Source organism: Croceitalea dokdonensis DOKDO 023, assembly GCF_001306415.1.
Classification (GTDB): Bacteria; Bacteroidota; Bacteroidia; order Flavobacteriales; family Flavobacteriaceae; genus Croceitalea; species Croceitalea dokdonensis.
Genome location: NZ_LDJX01000002.1, coordinates 1 through 19,870, shown reverse-complemented (window position 1 = coordinate 19,870; position 19,870 = coordinate 1). Strand labels below are relative to the sequence as shown.

Annotated in this window: 19 protein-coding genes; 16 read left to right on the top strand and 3 right to left on the bottom strand. The window is 42.2% G+C overall.

All coding sequences use genetic code 11. The features are described from left to right. Window positions 1-17: 17 nt before the first annotated feature. Window positions 18-173 (bottom strand): hypothetical protein, encoded by a 156-nt coding sequence (locus I595_RS17500; protein WP_172675906.1) that lies wholly within the window; start codon window positions 171-173, stop codon window positions 18-20. Window positions 174-879: 706 nt separating this feature from the next. Here I595_RS17500 and I595_RS03595 point away from each other — a divergent pair. Then, window positions 880-1,254, top strand: a complete 375-nt coding sequence (locus I595_RS03595; protein ID WP_054558053.1) for a hypothetical protein — start codon at window positions 880-882, stop codon at window positions 1,252-1,254. A gap of 55 nt (window positions 1,255-1,309) precedes the next feature. Here the strand turns inward: I595_RS03595 and yihA are convergent, their stop codons facing one another. Next, window positions 1,310-1,927: a ribosome biogenesis GTP-binding protein YihA/YsxC gene (gene yihA / locus I595_RS03590; protein ID WP_054558052.1), complete on the bottom strand. Its 618-nt coding sequence runs from the start codon at window positions 1,925-1,927 to the stop codon at window positions 1,310-1,312. Window positions 1,928-2,223: 296 nt separating this feature from the next. After that, window positions 2,224-2,988 carry an alpha/beta fold hydrolase gene (locus I595_RS03580; RefSeq protein WP_054558647.1) on the bottom strand — a complete coding sequence of 255 codons (765 nt, stop codon included), beginning with the start codon at window positions 2,986-2,988 and terminating at the stop codon, window positions 2,224-2,226. Between the two features lie 264 nt (window positions 2,989-3,252). Here I595_RS03580 and I595_RS03575 point away from each other — a divergent pair, with 264 nt between their 5' ends. From I595_RS03575 to I595_RS03505, 15 genes are all read left to right on the top strand, one after another. Beyond that, window positions 3,253-3,738, top strand: coding sequence for a division/cell wall cluster transcriptional repressor MraZ (locus I595_RS03575; protein ID WP_054558050.1), 486 nt, complete (start codon window positions 3,253-3,255; stop codon window positions 3,736-3,738). Beyond that, window positions 3,731-4,633, top strand: coding sequence for a 16S rRNA (cytosine(1402)-N(4))-methyltransferase RsmH (gene rsmH, locus I595_RS03570; protein WP_054558049.1), 903 nt, complete (start codon window positions 3,731-3,733; stop codon window positions 4,631-4,633). The genes I595_RS03575 and rsmH overlap by 8 nt, the downstream gene beginning before the upstream one ends. Window positions 4,634-4,706: 73 nt before the next feature. Continuing rightward, window positions 4,707-5,024, top strand: a complete 318-nt coding sequence (locus I595_RS03565) for an FtsL-like putative cell division protein (protein ID WP_054558646.1) — start codon at window positions 4,707-4,709, stop codon at window positions 5,022-5,024. Then, the gene (locus I595_RS03560) at window positions 5,024-7,033 is read left to right on the top strand and encodes a penicillin-binding protein (protein WP_054558048.1); all 2,010 of its coding nucleotides are present in this window, start codon (window positions 5,024-5,026) and stop codon (window positions 7,031-7,033) included. Before I595_RS03565 ends, I595_RS03560 begins: the two co-directional genes overlap by 1 nt. Then, window positions 7,030-8,484, top strand: coding sequence for a UDP-N-acetylmuramoyl-L-alanyl-D-glutamate--2,6-diaminopimelate ligase (locus I595_RS03555; RefSeq protein WP_054558047.1), 1,455 nt, complete (start codon window positions 7,030-7,032; stop codon window positions 8,482-8,484). The genes I595_RS03560 and I595_RS03555 overlap by 4 nt, the downstream gene beginning before the upstream one ends. A gap of 114 nt (window positions 8,485-8,598) precedes the next feature. Beyond that, window positions 8,599-9,819: a phospho-N-acetylmuramoyl-pentapeptide-transferase gene (gene mraY / locus I595_RS03550; RefSeq protein ID WP_054558046.1), complete on the top strand. Its 1,221-nt coding sequence runs from the start codon at window positions 8,599-8,601 to the stop codon at window positions 9,817-9,819. Window positions 9,820-9,863: 44 nt separating this feature from the next. Beyond that, the gene (gene murD / locus I595_RS03545) at window positions 9,864-11,264 is read left to right on the top strand and encodes a UDP-N-acetylmuramoyl-L-alanine--D-glutamate ligase (protein WP_083467486.1); all 1,401 of its coding nucleotides are present in this window, start codon (window positions 9,864-9,866) and stop codon (window positions 11,262-11,264) included. Between the two features lie 3 nt (window positions 11,265-11,267). Continuing rightward, entirely contained in the window at window positions 11,268-12,470 is a 1,203-nt protein-coding gene (locus tag I595_RS03540) for an FtsW/RodA/SpoVE family cell cycle protein (protein ID WP_054558045.1), read from the top strand. Next, complete coding sequence (gene murG / locus I595_RS03535) at window positions 12,457-13,563, top strand: undecaprenyldiphospho-muramoylpentapeptide beta-N-acetylglucosaminyltransferase (protein WP_054558044.1); 1,107 nt, start codon at window positions 12,457-12,459, stop codon at window positions 13,561-13,563. Before I595_RS03540 ends, murG begins: the two co-directional genes overlap by 14 nt. Window positions 13,564-13,588: 25 nt before the next feature. Further along, window positions 13,589-14,941 (top strand): UDP-N-acetylmuramate--L-alanine ligase, encoded by a 1,353-nt coding sequence (gene murC / locus I595_RS03530; protein ID WP_054558043.1) that lies wholly within the window; start codon window positions 13,589-13,591, stop codon window positions 14,939-14,941. After that, the gene (locus I595_RS03525) at window positions 14,931-15,650 is read left to right on the top strand and encodes a cell division protein FtsQ/DivIB (protein WP_054558042.1); all 720 of its coding nucleotides are present in this window, start codon (window positions 14,931-14,933) and stop codon (window positions 15,648-15,650) included. Before murC ends, I595_RS03525 begins: the two co-directional genes overlap by 11 nt. A gap of 3 nt (window positions 15,651-15,653) precedes the next feature. After that, the gene (gene ftsA, locus I595_RS03520) at window positions 15,654-17,003 is read left to right on the top strand and encodes a cell division protein FtsA (protein ID WP_054558041.1); all 1,350 of its coding nucleotides are present in this window, start codon (window positions 15,654-15,656) and stop codon (window positions 17,001-17,003) included. A 24-nt stretch (window positions 17,004-17,027) separates the two neighbouring features. Continuing rightward, window positions 17,028-18,971, top strand: coding sequence for a cell division protein FtsZ (ftsZ, locus tag I595_RS03515; RefSeq protein WP_054558040.1), 1,944 nt, complete (start codon window positions 17,028-17,030; stop codon window positions 18,969-18,971). A gap of 95 nt (window positions 18,972-19,066) precedes the next feature. Then, window positions 19,067-19,519, top strand: coding sequence for a GatB/YqeY domain-containing protein (locus I595_RS03510; RefSeq protein ID WP_054558039.1), 453 nt, complete (start codon window positions 19,067-19,069; stop codon window positions 19,517-19,519). 103 nt (window positions 19,520-19,622) lie between these two features. After that, window positions 19,623-19,844: a GIY-YIG nuclease family protein gene (locus tag I595_RS03505; protein ID WP_245628218.1), complete on the top strand. Its 222-nt coding sequence runs from the start codon at window positions 19,623-19,625 to the stop codon at window positions 19,842-19,844. The last annotated feature ends 26 nt before the right edge of the window (window positions 19,845-19,870 follow it).

Sequence of the window (19,870 nt, the reverse complement as noted above, 5' to 3'; positions counted from 1 at the left end):
AAAAATACGGTATTTAATTAGGCCATATCACTGTAGGTGATTTTATGGCCTGGCGATAGCATGGCATAAAATTTTATAGAGAAGCAATGGTGTTTGGAAGTAGATTGTGTTGGCTGCCCTGCAGTGGTTCTCGACACTTTTTCCACTTTTTGGAAAAAAACTCGAACTGACATTGGGGTTTGTTTTGATTGCCGTTGTCACTTCTGGTGATTTTATGGCGCAGCGATAACTTGGCATAAAATTTTATAGAGAAGCAATGGTGTTTGGAAGTAGATTGTGTTGGCTGCCCTGCAGTAGTTCTCGATACTTTTTCCACTTTCAGGGAAAAAACTCGAACTGACATTTTTTTTGTCGCCCTTCAAGGGTTCTCGATACTTTTTCCACTTTCAGGGAAAAAACTCGAACTGACATTTTTTTTTGTCGCCCTTCGAGGGTTCTCGATACTTTTTCCACTTTCAGGGAAAAAACTCGAACTGACATTTTTTTTTGTCGCCCTTCAAGGGTTCTCGATACTTTTTCCACTTTCAGGGAAAAAACTCGAACTGACATTGGGGGTTTGTTTTGATTGCCGTTGTCACTTCTGGTGATTTTATGGCGCAGCGATAACTTGGCATAAAATTTTATCGAGAAGCAATGGTGTTTGGAAGTAGATTGTGTTGGCTGCCCTGCAGTAGTTCTCGATACTCTTTCCACTTTCAGGGAAAAAACTCGAACTGACGTTGTGGTTTGTTTTGATTGCCGTTGTCACTTCGAGTGATTTTATGGTGTAGTGATGAACCTTTTTTTTGGTTTGCATCGGTTTTTAATTTAAAACCACCTGTCTAGGTAAATACCTTAGGGTGTTGGTGAAAAAGGGATTAAGGTCTGTATTTTTACCTTATGAAAAAGAACGCATCACAAAAACTCATCTTTGTTTATAATGCCAACTCAGGTAAGAGAAATGCTATTTTGGACAGTATGCAAAAGGTGTTTAGCCCATCAACCTACGATTGTAAATTATGTGATCTTACTTTTGGGTTGGTTGCAGAAAATAGAACTTGGAAGAAGTTTCGTCAAGAAAGTAACCATCAAATGAGCTTTTTGCATAAAGACGAGTTTGCTAAAAAATATGCCAGTAAGTTTGGCTATAAGTTTGATTATCCTGTTGTATTGGCTGAAGGTGATAAGGGTTTGGAAGTATTGGTTTCAGCCGTGGAAATGAATACCTTAAAAACTGCGCATGGTTTGATCCGCTTGCTAAAGCAACGGGGATAAAAATAGTTTTAAGGCTTTACTTAACACTAATGGTTAAACGCCGCGCACTTTGCGCCTATGGAATTGGGTTTTTCGCTACTTGTAGATTGATATCGTTGATAAAGGAAAGCAAGTCCTCCTTGCCAGTTCTATTGGTTGATGAGGTTACAAAATAGGTTGGGGCCTCCTCCCAGACAGTGTCTAGCAAAACCTGTAGATAATCAGTTACATGCCGTTGTATTGCCTTTGGTTTTAATTTGTCCGCTTTGGTAAAAATAATGGCAAAGGGTACACCATGCGTGCCTAGCCACTCCATAAACTCTAAATCTATAGGCTGTGGTTCATGCCGAATATCCACCAAAACAAAGGCACAGACCAATTGTTTTCGTTTTTCAAAATATGCCGTAATGTATTTTTGAAAAGTCTTTTTGTCCTTTTTGGAAACCCTGGCATATCCATATCCTGGTAAATCTACCAAAAACCAATTCTTATTGATTTTAAAATGGTTGATCAGCTGTGTTTTACCAGGCCGTCCAGAGGTTTTGGCCAGGCTTTTCCGATCTACAAGCATGTTGATCAATGAGGACTTCCCAACGTTGGACCTTCCTATAAATGCATATTCCGGCAATGACTCTTTTGGGCATTTGGCCACCTCGGAGTTGCTCATTACAAATTCGGCAGAGGTTATTTTCATTTGGTCAACGCTCAATTTTGGACTACTGGCACCAAAACTAAGGCTTTGTTTTTAAATGACTTTATCTTTAGGATGGTAACACAAGTTTCTTTTGGGAATGCCGTGGGGTATGTTTATCAAATTTTAGAAATCGCTTGATGATTGTTTTCGGGTAAACGGAATCCCGGATACGGAACAACCTAAACCGTTGTGTTAAAAAACGGGAAGAAAAATTAAAAACAGCAGGTGAAATCCCAAGGTTATGGAAGCTCACCATAAAGGCCAAAAAACTAAAATCCTTAACCTTCTTATGTTTGTTAAAAACCTCTTTTTGTGAGCCAGCCATCTAGTATGGCGTTAAATTCGTTTGGATGTTCCATCATTGGGGCATGCCCGCATTTTTTTATCCAAAAAAGTTCGGAATCGGGTAAAAGTTCATGAAACTCCTTGGCAACGTTGGGCGGGGTAACGGAATCGTTTTCCCCCCAAATAATACAAGTAGGCGTGGGCATATTGGGCAAGTCTTTGGACATATTGTGCCTAATGGCACTTTTTGCAATGGCCAAGGTCTTTACCAACTTCATCCTGTCGTTCACCGTTTCAAAAACTTCGTCCACAATTTCCTTCGTGGCAACATTTGGGTCATAGAACACGTCTTGGGCCTTTTTTTTAATGAACTCATAATCCCCACGTTTTGGGTAGCCGTCGCCCATGGCACTTTCATACAATCCAGAGCTGCCGGTTATGACCAAGGCTTTTACGAGGTCAGGAAACATTTTGGTGTGCAATAATCCAATATGGCCGCCCAATGAGTTGCCTAAAAGAATCACATCCTTTAAATTTTTATGCTTTACAAAATCTGCAAGAAAAACGGCAAAATTCTTTACCGTTGTCTTTAACATGGGCATATCATAAATGGGAAGTTCCGGTACTAAAACTTGATATCCCTTTGGTGGAAAAAAGTGGGTAACCCCCTTAAAATTACTTAAACCGCCCATTAACCCATGTAAAATGATGATTGGCTTTCCCTCCCCAATTTCAAGGTACTTAAACTTGCCTTCTTGAATGATATCTTCCTTCATGTAAGTCAGTTGGTGTAAAGTGCCAAATATAGGCATTTTCAGCACAAAGAAAATAGCAAGAAAAGGTACGCCGCTCTGGCGTCTACCAAAGTAACAGCTCATGGCGCAAAGGGGAAAAAGTGGAATTCTGGGGAATTTTTATACGAAATGGTGGGGTTTTAGAGTTAAAAATATAGTATTTATTAACAATCGTGTCAAAAAGTGGAATAAAGTGGAGGAGAAATCTATATATTTGACCTTGGATAAACAAATCAAAACCGCCTAATGGATTTATTCGGTCAACACTATTGCAAAGCTGATGCCAAGGGGAGGGTAACACTTCCTACGGCATTGAAAAATCAGCTTATGTCGGTATTGAACGATGATTTTATCCTTAAGCGAGCCATTTTTCAGCGCTGTTTAGAGTTATATCCAAAGAGTACCTTTCAAAAGGCATTGGCAGAAGTAAAAAGGGAAAGACGCATCAGTAGGGAATATGATCTTTTTTACAGAAAGTATATGGCGGGTGTAAAACCGGATGTTCGCGTAGATGCCGATACCGGACGTTTTCAAATACCTAAGGACCTTTTAGAGTTTGCAGGTATTACCAAAGAGGTTTCGCTGCATTGCGGTGATGGTTGTATCGAAATTTGGGACAAACAACAGTATGAGGAAGTCCTAAAGGAAGGGGATGCCGTTTACCCGGATGTTGCAGAGAGCATATTTAACAAGCCAAATACCGAACCAAAGAAGGTAGGGGAAGATGAGTGAGGTGTACCATAGTCCGGTATTGCTCAAAGAATCGGTGGATGGATTGGATATAAAGCCCCATGGGGTATATGTGGATGTCACCTTTGGTGGTGGCGGACACTCCAAGGAAATTTTGAAACGTTTGGGGTCAAAAGGTAAATTGTTTGCCTTTGACCAGGATGAGGATGCAGCAATCAATGCGATTAATGATGACCGCTTTGTGCTCATCCAACAAAATTTCAAGTTTCTAAGGCAGTTTTTAAAGTTCTATGGCATCGCAACAGTTGATGGGATTCTAGGTGATTTTGGGGTGTCTTCCCATCAGTTCAACAAAGCGGACAGGGGTTTTTCTACCCGTTTTGAAGCCACTTTGGATATGAGGATGAGCAAAAAGACCAACAAGTCTGCCTTTGAGGTGGTCAATCACTACCCTGAGGAAGATTTGGCCAATGTTCTTTTTCAATATGGTGATCTTAAGAACGGTCGTGCTATGGCCAAGACAATTGTGGCTTCCAGAGCGGAAAGACCCATAAAGACCACAGCAGATTTAAAACAAGTATTGCAGCGGTTTTTGCCCAAAATGAAAGAGAATAAAATTTTGGCACAGGTGTACCAAGCCATAAGAATAGAGGTAAATGAGGAGCTTGAAGTCCTAAAATCATTTTTGTTGCAAGTGCCGCAAGTGTTAAAGGAGGCAGGTAGGTTAAGTCTTATAAGTTATCATTCCCTGGAGGATCGTTTGGTGAAAAGATTTATCAGGGACGGCAGGTTTGAAGGGGAGGCGGAAAAGGATTTTTATGGAAACATCAATGTTCCCTTAAAAAAAGTGGGTGGTTTGGTGGTCCCCACGGCCAATGAGATTGCAAACAACAACCGCGCCAGAAGCGCCAAACTAAGGATTGCCGAGAAATTATAATACCATAGGTTAGGATGGGAAAGCCGTTTAAAAGCCTAGGAAGAAGCATTTAGAACAGTAGTATAAAATGAAAGTGAAAAAAGGTTTGTTGGATGTCTTAAAGGGCAAGTTTTTGGTTAGCGGTGACGCCCCAAAGAACTGGCTTTTTTTGTTGTATGCCTCCTTTTTGGCTGCTATGATGATTTCCAGTAGCCACCAAGCCGATAAAAAGGTACATGAAATAGCACAGCTTACTGAAGAGGTGCGCGGCCTTAGAAGTGAGTTTGTGGATACTAGAAGGCATGTGCAGCAGCTAAAGTTGGAATCGTCCTTAAAGCATGTTGTCGCGGAAAAAGGATTAAAACCTTCACAAAAACCACCAAAAAAAATCATTGTTAAAACGATTGACTAGTGCCAATAACCGAAAGAAATATCATGAATAGACTGTACCTCATCGCTGGGGTTCTCTTTGTTTTTGCTATTGCCGTTGTGGTGAAATTGGTGGATATACAAATGGTTAAGGGTAAGGCTTACAAGGAACTGGCCGCCAAAAAAACGGAACAGGTATTTACCATTGAGCCTAACCGGGGTAACATCTATGCGGATGATGGCAGTCTTTTGGCAGCCTCCGTAGCCAAGTATGAAATTAGGTTTGATGCCAACACGGTAAGTAAGGACAACTGGGAAAAGTATCTAGCACCCCTTTGTGATTCGCTTGGGGTATTGTTTGATAAACCATCGGCATACTACAGGCAAATGCTGCGTAAGGCACGTGCGAATAAGAATGGTTATAAGCTTATTGCAAGAAATGTAGAATATCTTGATTATGTGCGTATGCGTGAGTTTCCAATGTTCAGGCTTGGACCCAATAAAGGTGGTTTTATCGAAAGGCACAGGGTAGTCAGGGATTATCCATTGGGTAAAATCGCTGCCAGGAGTATTGGGTATGAACGTGTAGATGAGGCAGGACACTATACCAGAGTGGGCCTGGACGGTGCTTTTGGTAAAAAATACCTCCGCGGAAACGAAGGTAAAAGACTAAAGCAAAAAAGTGCCGGTAGTGAATGGAAACCTGTTGGTTTTGATAATATTATTGAACCTCAAGATGGGAGGGATATCGTAACCACCATCAATACCAATATTCAGGATATTGCCCATCATGCCCTACTAAAGCAGTTAGAAAAGTATAAGGCAGACCATGGATGTGTTGTGGTCATGGAGACTAAAACCGGGGAAATTAAGGCCATCTCCAATTTGGGAAGAACGGAAGAAGGGAAGTATTATGAGAAACTGAATTATGCCGTGGGCGAATCCCATGAGCCAGGCTCCACCTTTAAGTTAATGTCAATGGTAGCTGCCTTAGAGGACAAAGTGATAGATACCGGCACTGTTGTAGATACGGAAAAAGGCAGATGGCGTATTTATGACCGTACCGTTAGGGATTCTAAATGGGGTGGCTATGGTGAAATTTCCATGGCCAAAGCCTTTGCGCTGTCATCAAATACGGCCTTTGCCAAAATGATTCACGAGAATTATAAGGATAGGCAGACAGATTATGTCGATAGGTTAATGAATATGGGCCTGCATAAGGATTTAGGCCTTCCCATAGTAGGTGAAGGGCAACCTGTCTTAAGGTACCCTGGTGATAAAGGCTGGTCCGGAATTTCATTGGCATGGATGTCCCATGGCTATGAAGTTTCCATGACCCCCCTACAAACCCTTACCTTTTACAATGCCATTGCCAATGATGGCGAATTGGTTAGGCCAAGATTTGTAAAAGAGGCTAGGGTTGGTAATAAGGTGCTTAAGGCCTTTAAAAAAGAAGTATTGAATCCGTCCATTTGTTCTAAGGAAACGGTGAAAATAGCACAACAACTGCTAAAGGACGTAGTGGAGAAAAAGTATGGAACGGGACATGGGCTTTATTCCAAAGACTTTTCCATGGCCGGTAAAACAGGGACCTGCCAAAAAAATTATGTGGCCAAGGACCCAGAGAAGTTGGCTTATATTTCCTCTTTTGTGGGTTATTTTCCAGCAGATAGCCCAAAGTATTCCTGTATTGTCATTATTCATGAACCAGATAAAAGTGTTGGGTATTATGGTGCAGATGTATCAGGCCCGGTATTTAAATCCTTGGCAGAAAAAATTTATATCACCTCACCCATTGCGGATGAAGTGATACCAGAAAACCCAAAGGAAGCGCAAATAGAAAAGGCATTTCAGCAGTATTATGCCCATGCCCAGAAAAAGTACTTAAAAGTGCCCAACGTAACTGGGATGAGCGGCATGGATGCCATTGCCATATTGGAAAACCTTGGGATTCAAGTAGAGGTCAAGGGAAATGGGAAGGTAAGGAGCCAATCTGTTGAAGAAGGGGTTACCATAGGTGAAATCGATAAAATAGTTCTGGAGCTGTCATGATATTGTTAAAGGACATTTTGTATGGTGTAGGTATTTCCGCGGTGAACGGGGACACCAATGTGCTGGTAAACCAGGTTCATTTTGATTCCAGAAAAGTGGGTATGGATGATGCGTTCGTAGCCATTAAGGGTTTGGTAACGGATGGGCACAAGTACATTCAAAACGCCATTCACCAGGGGGCCGTTGCCATAGTCTGTGATGAACTTCCAGAACTGATTATCAATGGGGTTACCTATGTTAAGGTCTCTAACGGCAACCATGCATTGGCCATCATGGCATCCAACTATTATGGAGTTCCCAGTAAAAACCTAAAATTGGTAGGTGTAACCGGAACCAACGGAAAGACCACGGTAACTTCGCTATTGTACAGCCTGTTTAAAAAGGCTGGGTATAAAGTTGGTTTGATTTCTACCATTAAAATTCTAGTGGATGACACGGAATATCCAACCACCCACACCACCCCGGATGCTTTGACCATCAATACATACTTGCACAAGATGACAGAGGTAGGTGTGGAGTACTGTTTTATGGAGGTCAGTTCCCATGGGATACATCAGAAACGGGCAGAAGGTTTGTTTTTCACAGGGGCAATTTTCACCAACCTATCCCATGATCATTTGGACTATCATAAAACCTTTGCCGCCTACAGGGACTGTAAAAAGGAATTGTTTGATGGTTTGCCAAAATCAGCTTTTGCTTTGACCAATTTGGACGATAAGAACGGTATGGTGATGCTACAGAACACTAAGGCCAAAAAGCGAACCTATGCCTTAAAGTCCTTTGCGGATTACAGGGCCCAAATATTGGAGAACCAAATAAACGGCCAGTTGCTCAAGATTGACGAGAATGAACTGTGGTCCAAACTCATCGGAGATTTTAATGCTTATAATTTGGTGGCCATTTACGCTGCGGCAGATTTACTTGGATTGGAAAAACTTGAGATTCTAAGGCTCATCAGTGAACTGGAGAATGTGGATGGAAGGTTCCAATATTTTATATCAAAAGAAAAAATTACGGCAATAGTTGATTATGCCCATACACCGGATGCGCTTAAAAATGTGTTGACTACCATTAACACATTGAGGACTGGAAATGAAAACGTCATCACCGTAGTGGGGTGTGGTGGTGATCGTGACAAGTCTAAGCGTCCGGTTATGGGTCATATCGCTTCCGAGATGAGTAATCAGGTCATTTTTACAGCAGATAACCCACGATCGGAATCACCTACGGCCATTATAGAAGAAATGGAAGCAGGGGTGGAGCCCCAGAATGCCAAAAAGGTATTGTCTATAGAAAACAGGCGCCAAGCCATAAGGACGGCCTGTAAACTGGCGGTACCTAATGATATCATCCTTATTGCTGGTAAGGGACATGAAACCTACCAAGAAACCAATGGGTTACGCGTAGATTTTGATGATTATAAAGAAGTGAAGACAGCACTTAAGGGTTAAGCTTAACATGGCATCTTTAAGACAGAACCTAGGGTTGTATAGAACATGGAAAAGAAAACAGGGCGCACAGAGAACAAAGAAAAAGGAATTTAGTACAGAACAGAAACCATAGTAATGCTATACTATTTATTTGAATATTTAGAGCAACAATACCAGTTTCCTGGGGCATCGCTGTTTCAGTTTTTGACCTTCAGGTCTGCTGTGGCGGTTTTGTTGTCGTTGTTGATTGCCATGGTTTATGGTAAACGCATTATTCTATACCTACAGGCAAAACAGATTGGTGAAACGGTAAGGGATTTGGGCTTGGAAGGTCAAAAACAAAAGGCCGGTACACCCACCATGGGAGGCCTTATCATCATCATGTCCACCTTAATACCGGTATTGTTGTTCGGTGATCTTAAAAACATCTACGTCATTCTTTTAATTGTGACCATGATTTGGATGGGCATAATAGGTTTTATAGATGATTATATCAAGATTTTTAAAAAAGATAAAAAAGGATTAAAGGGGCGCTTTAAGGTGATGGGGCAAGTAGGGCTCGGTTTAATCGTTGGGGTGGTGCTATATTTTCATCCGGAGGTGACCATGAAGGAAAAGGATGCTACGCAGATTACCGAAAGACTTACGGTAGAGCGCGTTATCGGAAAGGAAAAGAAATCGGTTCGTACCAATGTTCCTTTCTTTAAGAACAATGAGTTGGACTATGCGGATTTTTTGTCATGGGCCGGTGAAGGTGCAAAAGAATATGCTTGGTTGGTTTTTATTCCCGTGGTCATCCTAATTGTTACAGCAGTCTCCAATGGGGCTAACTTAACCGATGGAATAGACGGGTTGGCCGCAGGATCCTCTGCTATCATCGTGATTACCCTGGCCATATTCGCTTGGCTTTCGGGCAATATAGAATTCTCTAGATATCTGGATATTTTTTATATCCCAAGGGTAGGTGAGCTGGTGGTGTTCATTTCGGCCTTTGTAGGGGGCTTGGTGGGGTTTCTTTGGTACAATGCCTATCCCGCGCAGGTCTTTATGGGAGATACTGGTAGTTTAACCATTGGAGGGGTCATTGCCGTTATCGCCATTATTGTGAGGAAAGAATTGTTGATACCCATCCTGTGCGGAATCTTCTTTGCAGAGTCCTTATCCGTGATGCTACAGGTGGGTTATTTTAAACATTCCAAGAAGAAGTACGGTCAAGGAAAACGCATTTTTTTGATGGCACCGCTTCACCACCATTATCAAAAGAAAATGTACCATGAAAGTAAGATAGTGACCCGGTTTTGGATTATTGGAATCTTACTGGCCATTATTAGTATTGTGACCTTGAAAATTAGATAGCCAGTCCCTAGTCGTTGCCATGGCTGTGGGAAAATGGAAGTATGATGATTGGAGAAAATGAAAAAGATAGAAAGCAGGATGTAGGGGAATCGCTTTTCAGGAGGGAAAACGCAGGCTGCCTGGTGATTTTGGGTGCTGGAGAAAGTGGGGTAGGTACTGCCATTTTAGGGAAGCAAAAAGGATATAAGGTTTTTGTTTCGGACAATGGAAAAATACAGAAAGGATATAAAGACGTTCTAGAACATCTTGGAATTGAATGGGAAGAAGATGGCCATAGTCAGCAAGAGTTGCAAAAAGCCGATGTTGTGATGAAAAGCCCCGGGATACCAGATGGGGTTCCATTGGTTAAAGCATTGGTGGCCGCAGGGATTCCGGTAATCTCAGAGATTGAATTTGCCGCTAGGTTTACGGATGCCACTATAATAGGCATTACGGGCAGTAATGGAAAGACCACCACTACCATGCTTACGCACCATCTTCTTAAAGGAGGCGATGTAGATGCAGGTATGGCCGGCAATATTGGTGATAGTTTCGCAAAAATGGTGGCAGAACGGGACTTTGGGAGCTATGTGTTGGAAATCAGCAGTTTTCAGCTGGACGGAATTCAGGATTTTAAGCCAAAAGTGGCTATGATACTGAACATTACGCCAGACCACTTGGACCGGTATGATCATACGTTTGAAAATTATATAGCCTCCAAGTTTAGGATAGCCATGAACCAAGATGCCAATGATTATCTGATTTATGATGCAGACGATAAGGTGATAACAGATTGGCTTAAAAAACATCCCGTCAAGTCCAAATTGGTGCCATTCTCTTTAGAAAAGGAGCAACGATGGGGAGCGTGGTGCAAAGACGGAACAATACACATAGAATTAGAACCAAATAACTTGAAAATGAGTACAGAATTTTTAACACTTGATGGGCAGCACAACCTAAAGAATGCCATGGCAGCATCCATGGCCGCACTTTTGGTAAAAGTGCGTAAAGAAACCATTCAAAAGAGTATTGAGAATTTTCAAGGTGCACCGCACAGATTGGAAAAAGTGCTCAAAATTAACCACGTAGAGTATATTAATGATTCCAAGGCAACCAATGTCAATGCGACCTATTACGCTTTGGACGGGATACAAAAACCTATTGTCTGGATCGTGGGCGGCGTGGATAAAGGAAATGATTACAATGAATTAATGCCTTTGGTACGGGAAAAGGTAAAGGCCATCATTTGTCTTGGAGTTGATAATGCCAAGCTAATGGAAACCTTTGGCAATGTGGTAGAGCCAATTGTAGAGACTGTAGCCATGAGCGAGGCCGTAAAGATTGCCTACAAAATAGCGGAGCGCGGAGATGCCGTGTTATTGTCCCCTGCCTGTGCCAGTTTTGACCTATTTAAAAACTATGAAGATCGCGGAAACCAATTTAAGGAAGCTATAAAAAAATTATAAGAGGTGTTGCAATTGTTTAAAAACTTAAAGGGGGATAAAGCCATTTGGGCCATTGTGGCACTATTGGCACTGTTCTCATTTTTACCGGTTTTTAGTGCAAGTACCAACTTGGTCTATGTAAAGGACACCGGCACAACGGTGGGACATTTGGTAAAGCATGGCGTGCTGTTGTTTTTAGGGTTCATGATTATTTATGCGGTACACCGCATACCTACCCATTATTTTAAAGGCTTGTCCTTGATTGGTTTGCCCATAGTGCTTTTGCTATTGGGGTATACCCTTACCGTGGAAACCAATATCGGTGGCGTAAGTGCAAATCGTTGGATTCCCATCCCTGTAATTGGGGTGAAGTTCCAGACCTCAACGCTCGCATCCATCGTTTTAATGATTTGGATTGCAAGGTATTTGAGTAAGATTAGGGATAGGCAAATCTCTTTTTCAGAGAGCATATTGCCCTTATGGGTGCCTGTTTGTTTGGTTATTGGGCTCATATTGCCCGCAAATTTTTCTACTGCGGCCATTGTTGGGTTTCTGGTCATCGTACTTTGCTTTTTAGGAGGCTATCCTTTAAAATATCTAGGGATCATTGTGGGCACGGGAATAGTATTGGCCGGTTTGTTCCTAGCAGTGCTCTATAAAGCCCCGGAAGCGCTTCCGGATCGCGCAGGTACTTGGAAATCCCGTATAGATACATTTATTCACCCAGAAGCTGCCAGTGCGGATGCTTCTAGGCAGGTAAACTATGCGAAAATGGCTATTGCGGAGGGGGAGTTGTTTGGAAAAGGTGCGGGTAAAAGCGTGATGAAGAACATTTTGTCCCAGAGCACATCAGATTTCATTTTTGCCATTATCATAGAGGAGTATGGCCTGGTTGGTGGTTTGGGACTACTATTCTTTTATCTTTTGTTATTGTTTAGAATAGTGGTGGTCGCCAATTCTGCAAAAACCGTTTTTGCCAAGCTACTGGTAATAGGGGTAGGTCTCCCCATTGTTTTTCAGGCCTTTATCAATATGGGTGTGGTAGTGCAATTGTTTCCTACCACTGGGCAACCCCTTCCATTAATAAGTATGGGGGGTACCGCCATATGGATGACCTGTTTGGCTATTGGTATTGTGCTCAGTGCCAGTGATAAAAATCAAGTTGCACCAAAAACAGTGGATATAGATGATCATAACCCTTTAGAAGTATTAAGTGGGCAATTATAAGTTCATAGTGTCCGGTGGTGGTACGGGTGGTCATATCTATCCGGCAATTGCGATAGCCAATGAATTGAAGTGCCGGTATGCGGATGCGGAATTTCTGTTTGTGGGCGCCAAGGATAAAATGGAGATGGAAAAAGTACCCCAGGCCGGGTACACAATTAAAGGCCTTTGGATAAGTGGATTACAGCGGAAACTTACATTGAAGAATGTAATGTTTCCCATTAAATTGATCAGTAGTTTGGTAAAAGCAAGGAACATAGTAAAACAATTTCAGCCAGATGTTGCCATTGGAACGGGGGGGTTTGCCAGCGGACCTTTATTGAAGATGGCCGCACGTGCCAAGGTGCCCTATGTTTTACAGGAACAGAACTCCTATGCAGGTATTACCAATAAACTTCTGGCCGCAAAGGCCCATAAGATTTGTGTGGCCTATGATGGAATGCATCGTTTTTTTCCAAAAGAGAAAATAGTGAAGACCGGTAATCCGGTACGCTCGGATTTGGTGGAGATTTCAATAGATCAACAGCAAGCCAAAGTTAGTTTTAAGTTTGATGCAAAGAAACCCGTTTTATTGGTGTTGGGCGGAAGTCTTGGAGCGAGGCGCATAAACCAGTTGGTAGAAAAGGAGCTTTCCTTTTTTGCAACGCTTGGTTTGCAGCTGCTGTGGCAGTGTGGCAAGTTTTATTGGGAGGAGTACCAAAAATATGAATCGGAAGATGTGAGGGTCAGGCCATTTTTAAACCAAATGGATTACTCCTACGCCGCTGCGGATTTTGTGATATCGCGGGCGGGAGCAGGGTCCGTATCAGAATTGTGTTTGGTTGGGAAGCCAACTATTTTTATTCCATCGCCCAATGTGGCAGAAGATCATCAAACCAAAAACGCGAAGGCTTTGGTGAATGAGGACGCGGCCATCATGATTATGGAAAAGGAACTGGACGCACAATTTCAAAACCATTTTAAAAATTTGTTGGGTTCCGAAGTGAGACAAAATCAGCTATCAAAAAATATTAAGCGATTGGCCTTGCCCAAGGCAACCAGTCATATCGTGGATGAGATTGAAAAATTATTGTTAAGCAAAACAGCAACACATTAGTAGAAAAGCATAGAACACGTTTGATTTGGATTTAAACAGCATACATAACGTCTATTTTATTGGTATAGGAGGCATAGGGATGTCTGCGCTTGCCCGTTACTTTAAATTTATGGACAAAAATGTGGCTGGTTATGACCAGGTTTCCAGCCCGTTGACAGCGGAATTGACAGATTTGGGTATCGCTATTCACTATAGGGATGATGTTATGCAAATAACCGGGGAGTTTAGAAATCCCAACAGCACCTTGGTGGTCTATACGCCGGCAATCCCCAAGGAATCCAAGGAGCTTCAATTTTTCCAAACGCAAGATTTTTCCATTAAAAAACGGTCAGAGGTATTGGGTCTGATTACCGAAGGGACCTATTGCCATGCCGTTGCCGGTACACATGGAAAAACCACGACCTCATGCATATTGGCCCATTTGTTACATGAGCTCAAGGTTCCGTTAACTGCTTTTCTGGGCGGTGTTTCAGAAAATTTCAACAGTAATTTTTTATGGACGGGAACCAGCACTTCTGTGGTTGAGGCCGATGAGTATGACCGCTCATTTTTACAGTTGTCGCCAACGGTGGCCTGTATTACCTCAATGGATGCAGACCATTTGGATATTTACGGTTCCGATACTGAACTTAAAAAGACCTTTGGTGAGTTTGCTTCCAAGCTTCAACCAGATGGAACAATGCTTGTGAAAAAAGGACTGCCCCTGGAAGGGCTCACTTTTGGGTTGGAAGAGGATGCGGATTATGACATTCAAGAGGTAAGGTTAGAAAACGGTGGGTATCGTTTTAGTATCAAAACACCGGAAACCATAGTAAGGGATGTTTGGTTTTCAAGACCGGGAAAACATAACCTGCTGAATGGTCTGGCGGCTTTTGCCATGGCGTCTCAACAAGTAGATGATTTGGCTGGATTGGCAGATGCCCTGGGAACCTTTCAAGGGGTAAAACGAAGATTTACCTATCACATTAAACAGGACAATTTAATTTTTATAGATGATTATGCCCATCATCCCACGGAAATAGATGCGGTGTACCAAGCAGTGACGGAAATGCATCCCCATAAAAAAACAGCGGTAGTGTTCCAACCCCATTTATTCTCAAGAACTAAAGATTTTGGACCAGAGTTTGCCCAAAGTCTATCGCAATTTGATGCTATTCTGTTGTTAGAGATATATCCAGCAAGGGAAAAACCTATGGAGGGCGTGCATAGCCAATGGCTACTGGATATGGTGGAAAATCCTAATAAAAAGAAGATTTCAAAAGAAAAAATTATAGAAGAATTACGGGCCCAAAGTCCAGAGGTCATCATTACCATGGGGGCTGGGGACATTGGTCTGGAGGTACATAAAATCAAAAATGCTTTTGATCATGAAAATTAACTGGAACCTTTTTAAAGTGTTGTCTCTTTTGTTGGCCATTGTTGGTTTGTACGGCTTTGCGGACCATAGGAGCAAAACTAAGAACGTTGAGAATATCTCCGTCCAATTTCTAGGGGAGAATAACCTGTTCCTCACGGAGGAAGCCGTTAATAAAATGTTGATACAAAAATTCGGAAGCCTTAAAAACACCCCAAAAGAACAGGTAGTTTTGGATACCATAGAAATGACTATTGCAAACAGTCCTATGGTAAAAAATGCCCAGGTCTATCTCTCTGTGGAGGGGGAGCTTATTTCTAAAATAGTTCAGCGAAAACCAATTGGTAGAATTGAAGGCATCTCCAAATTTTATTTGGATGATATGGGAAAACGCATGCCATTGTCTAAATACCATTCGGCACGCGTACCCATCATTACAGGAAAGATAACTGGCAAGAGCCTTGAGGACGCTTATGTTATTTTGAATTTTGTGATGGGAGATGATTTTTTGAGAAAAAACGTCATTGGAATCCATATAGAGGATGAAGATAAGTATCAATTAAAATTTAGGTTGGAAAATTTTGTGGTCAACCTTGGGGGGATAGAAAACTTGGAAGGCAAGTTCAAGAATTTCATGGCTTTTTATGTTAAGGCTACCAAGGATGATACTTTAAATGATTATGTAGCCGTGAGTTTAGAGTTTGAAAATCAAGTTGTTTGCACCAAAATATAACGTATGGAACAGGGTAATTATTCAGTGGGATTAGATATTGGCACTACCAAAATAGTGGCCATCATTGGCAGGAAAAATGAGTTCGGTAAAATTGAGATATTGGGTTCTGGCCGTTCAAAAAGTTTAGGTGTACACCGGGGGGTGGTAAACAATATCACCCAAACCATATCTTCCATACAACAAGCAGTAGAGCAAGCGGAGGTCAATTCCGGGCTTAAGATAGCTTCGGTGGTGGTGGGTATCGCCGGTCAGCACATCCGCAGTTTACAGCATAGTGATTACATCACAAGGGCTAATGCAGAGGAAGTGATCAATGATGAGGATTTGGACAAGTTGTGCAACCAAGTATATAAACTGGTGATGTTGCCCGGTGAAGAAATTATCCACGTGCTTCCTCAGGAATACAAGGTAGATGGCCAGGCAGAAATAAAAGAGCCCATAGGAATGTACGGTGGTCGCCTAGAGGCCAATTTCCATGTAGTGGTGGGTCAGGTACACTCCATTAAGAATATTGGCAGGTGTGTTAAGAGTGCTGGACTGGATTTATCCAATATTACCTTGGAACCGTTAGCGTCCGCAGAGGCGGTTTTGAGCCAAGAAGAAAAAGAGGCGGGAGTTGCCCTAATCGATATCGGTGGCGGTACTACGGACCTAGCCATTTTTAAAGATGGTATCATAAGGCATACGGCCGTAATCCCTTTTGGGGGTAACGTGATTACGGAAGACATTAAAGAAGGCTGTTCCATCATTGAAAAGCAAGCAGAATTGCTAAAAATCAAATTTGGATCCGCCTGGCCTGGCGAGAACAGGGACAATGAAATTGTTTCCATACCCGGTTTACGTGGAAGGGAACCAAAGGAAATCACCTTAAAGAACCTTTCTAAAATTATACATGCCAGAGTTGTTGAAATTGTAGAACAGGTCTACGTAGAAATAAAGAATTACGGGCATGAAGAGCAAAAGAAAAAATTAATTGCCGGTATTGTACTTACTGGCGGCGGTAGCCAATTAAAGCACTTAAAACAGCTGGTGGAATATATCACGGGAATGGATACCAGGATTGGTTATCCCAACGAGCATTTGGCCGGGGATTCTGATGAGGACATTGCAAGTCCGCTGTACGCAACAGCTGTTGGATTGTTAATGAACGCATTAAAGACTGATGAGAAGTTGCTCTTAAATGCCAATCACAGGGAGCAAACCACTGAAAATGAAGGCCAAGAACAACCTGTAATGGCAGGAGATCCAGAAAATTTGGCCACTGCCGCCACACATAAGGCCGTAAAGGAAAAGAAATCCATTTTTGACCGATGGTCAGAAAAGTTGAAAGATTTTTTAGATAACGCAGAATAAAACACCCACAATAAATAAAGCACCATGAGTAAGAACATCGAATTTGATAATATCGCATTTGATTTGCCCAAAAATAAGAGCAACGTAATTAAGGTAATTGGCGTTGGTGGTGGTGGTAGCAACGCTATAAACCACATGTTCCAAGCGGGAATCAATGGCGTAGACTTTGTAATTTGTAATACTGATGCACAAGCGTTAGAAAATAGCAGTATACCCAACAAAATTCAATTGGGTGTTTCTCTGACCGAAGGTTTGGGTGCAGGTGCGGACCCTTCTGTTGGAGAGCAAGCCGCCATGGAAAGCATGGAGGATATAAAGGCAATGCTTGAGCATACTACCAAAATGGTATTTATAACAGCAGGCATGGGCGGTGGAACGGGCACAGGTGCGGCACCCATCATTGCCAGTGTTGCCAAGGAGTTAGGAATTTTAACCGTAGGAATCGTTACCACGCCTTTTTTGTTTGAAGGTGCCCCTAGATGCAAGCAGGCCCAGGCAGGAATCGAAAAACTACGAAATAATGTAGATTCCTTGATTGTCATCAATAACAACAAATTAAGGGATATCTATGGGAACCTAGGTTATAAAGCAGGCTTTTCAAAAGCGGATGAGGTGTTGTCCACGGCCGCAAAAGGTATAGCAGAGGTGATTACCCATCATTATACCCAAAACATAGATTTACGGGATGCAAAAACCGTACTGTCAGATAGTGGTACTGCCATTATGGGGAGTGCTGCCGCAGCAGGTTCCGGGCGAGCGAACGAGGCAATTACCAAGGCCTTGGATTCCCCTCTATTGAACGATAATAAAATTACCGGGGCAAAAAACGTCCTTTTGCTTATTGTTTCCGGAGGACAGGAGATAACCATTGATGAAATTGGTGAAATCAATGATTTTATCCAAATGGAGGCAGGCCAGACTGCCAATATTATCATGGGTATCGGGGAAGATGAAAGCTTGGGGGACGCCATAGCGGTTACGGTCATAGCTACAGGTTTCAATACGGAGCAACAGGATGAAATAAGTAATACCGAAACAAAGAAAATAATTCATACCCTTGGGGATGAGCAAAAGGCGGTACAACAATTAGAGGCCAATCCAAACCAGGTGCAGCATATTCAGGTGGCCCCGACAAAGATTACGCATGATTTAGGAGAGATAGAGGAACCAGGATCAACTGCCAACCCAGAACTGATCAAAACCACGAGTTATATCAAAAACTTTAACGTGTTCTATGAAGAGGTGCTTCCAGAACAAGTAGAAGAACGTATTGCAACCCCAAAGGAAGATGATTTTATTATCATTGAAGCTAAGAATGTGCTCAATGATATTGAGGTGGTAGATGCCCAAGAAATCCTTCCTGAAAAACCGGAAGAAGAGCAGATAGCTTTTACGTTTGACATGCCCTTGAAAGAAGAGGTTGTGGAAGAAAATGTGGTCTCCTTTGATTTAACGGAGGATACCAAGGAATTACCGGTTAACGAATATATAGAGGTAAGTCCAGTATTGGATTATGATAAGGAGAATGAGACCCGTTATAATTTGGAGGAGTATATGGAACTGGAGAAAAAACTCACAGGTGCACAATCCGTAGCGGAGACCCATGAACCAAAAATTGTGGAAGATGAGCTCGTTTTTGAGAAAAAAACCATAAAAGCCGCCGCAGCATCTGAAGGTAGCAGCCATTCGGCCGAAGCAGACCCAATGAACAGCCCTATTAGCGAAATCTTGCGGGAACGTGCAGAGCAAAGACGTAATAAGTTTAAATCATTTAATTACAAGTTCAATTCCAATAGAGGTAGCAGCCTTGATGAAATTGAAAAAGAACCAGCCTACAAAAGACAAGGCTTGGAACTGGATAATGAGGTTAAAGACCAGAAGGTTTCCAGAATGAGCCTGGGCGAGGACAGTAATGATGAAATTCAGTTACGCTCCAACAATTCTTTTCTTCACGATAATGTAGACTAACGGAAAAAAGACCCAGAGGTACGTTGTTTTAACCTGAAAGTGAGTGTTTGCTTTCAGGTTAATTTTTTATATTCGCAAGCCAAAACAGTGCACAAATGAGTTTGCAGGAAAAGGTAATGACAGAAATGAAAGCTGCTATGAAAGCCAAGGACACCGTGGCACTAGAATCGTTAAGAGCCATAAAGTCTGCCATTTTATTGGCTCAGACAGACAAAGGTGGAGGAGATGGACTTTCTGAGGAAGATGAGGTGAAACTGGTGCAGAAATTGGTAAAGCAACGCAAAGACAGTGCCGCCATTTTTTCCGAGCAGGGTCGTGAGGATTTGGCAGCCCCAGAATTGGCTCAAGTTGCGATTATCGAAAAGTTTTTACCTGAACAGTTAACGGAAGAGGAAATTGAAAAAGTAGTCGTACAAACAATTGAAAGTATTGGTGCGTCGGGAATGCAGGATATGGGAAAAGTTATGGGAATGGTCTCCAAAGAATTGGCTGGCCAGGCAGATGGTAAGACCATATCCACTATTGTAAAGGCAAAGCTTTCTCAATAGGAAGGAGCGGGGATTTAGAAAATTCTGATAAGAATTAGTGGAATTCCACCACGTAGCTCAGCTGGATACCTGACTGCCGGCAGGCAGGGAGCACAGAAGGGATATGATTTATTATTTTTATGCACTAAAAAGTACGGTTGACGGTCGAATATATAAGGGGATTTCCAAGGACGTAGCACAACGTTTAAAATGGCATAATGAAGGGAAGACCAAATCAACCAAAGGCTATCGGCCGTGGGTTTTTGGTGTATCAAGAATAGGTTGGAGGCTTAGAAAAAGCAAGGAAAAGGGAAAAATATTACAAATCTGGAATAGGAAGGGATAAATTAAAGGAATTAATACAATAACGGC

What these genes read in the sequence shown, in the direction of transcription:
- I595_RS17500 (WP_172675906.1), bottom strand. Translation starts at nt 173, where the DNA reads ATGTCAGTTCGAGTTTTTTTCCAAAAAGTGGAAAAAGTGTCGAGAACC.
- I595_RS03595 (WP_054558053.1), top strand. Translation starts at nt 880, where the DNA reads ATGAAAAAGAACGCATCACAAAAACTCATCTTTGTTTATAATGCCAAC.
- yihA (WP_054558052.1), bottom strand. Translation starts at nt 1,927, where the DNA reads ATGAAAATAACCTCTGCCGAATTTGTAATGAGCAACTCCGAGGTGGCC.
- I595_RS03580 (WP_054558647.1), bottom strand. Translation starts at nt 2,988, where the DNA reads ATGAAGGAAGATATCATTCAAGAAGGCAAGTTTAAGTACCTTGAAATT.
- I595_RS03575 (WP_054558050.1), top strand. Translation starts at nt 3,253, where the DNA reads ATGGATTTATTCGGTCAACACTATTGCAAAGCTGATGCCAAGGGGAGG.
- rsmH (WP_054558049.1), top strand. Translation starts at nt 3,731, where the DNA reads ATGAGTGAGGTGTACCATAGTCCGGTATTGCTCAAAGAATCGGTGGAT.
- I595_RS03555 (WP_054558047.1), top strand. Translation starts at nt 7,030, where the DNA reads ATGATATTGTTAAAGGACATTTTGTATGGTGTAGGTATTTCCGCGGTG.
- mraY (WP_054558046.1), top strand. Translation starts at nt 8,599, where the DNA reads ATGCTATACTATTTATTTGAATATTTAGAGCAACAATACCAGTTTCCT.
- murD (WP_083467486.1), top strand. Translation starts at nt 9,864, where the DNA reads ATGATTGGAGAAAATGAAAAAGATAGAAAGCAGGATGTAGGGGAATCG.
- I595_RS03525 (WP_054558042.1), top strand. Translation starts at nt 14,931, where the DNA reads ATGAAAATTAACTGGAACCTTTTTAAAGTGTTGTCTCTTTTGTTGGCC.
- ftsA (WP_054558041.1), top strand. Translation starts at nt 15,654, where the DNA reads ATGGAACAGGGTAATTATTCAGTGGGATTAGATATTGGCACTACCAAA.
- ftsZ (WP_054558040.1), top strand. Translation starts at nt 17,028, where the DNA reads ATGAGTAAGAACATCGAATTTGATAATATCGCATTTGATTTGCCCAAA.
- I595_RS03510 (WP_054558039.1), top strand. Translation starts at nt 19,067, where the DNA reads ATGAGTTTGCAGGAAAAGGTAATGACAGAAATGAAAGCTGCTATGAAA.
- I595_RS03505 (WP_245628218.1), top strand. Translation starts at nt 19,623, where the DNA reads ATGATTTATTATTTTTATGCACTAAAAAGTACGGTTGACGGTCGAATA.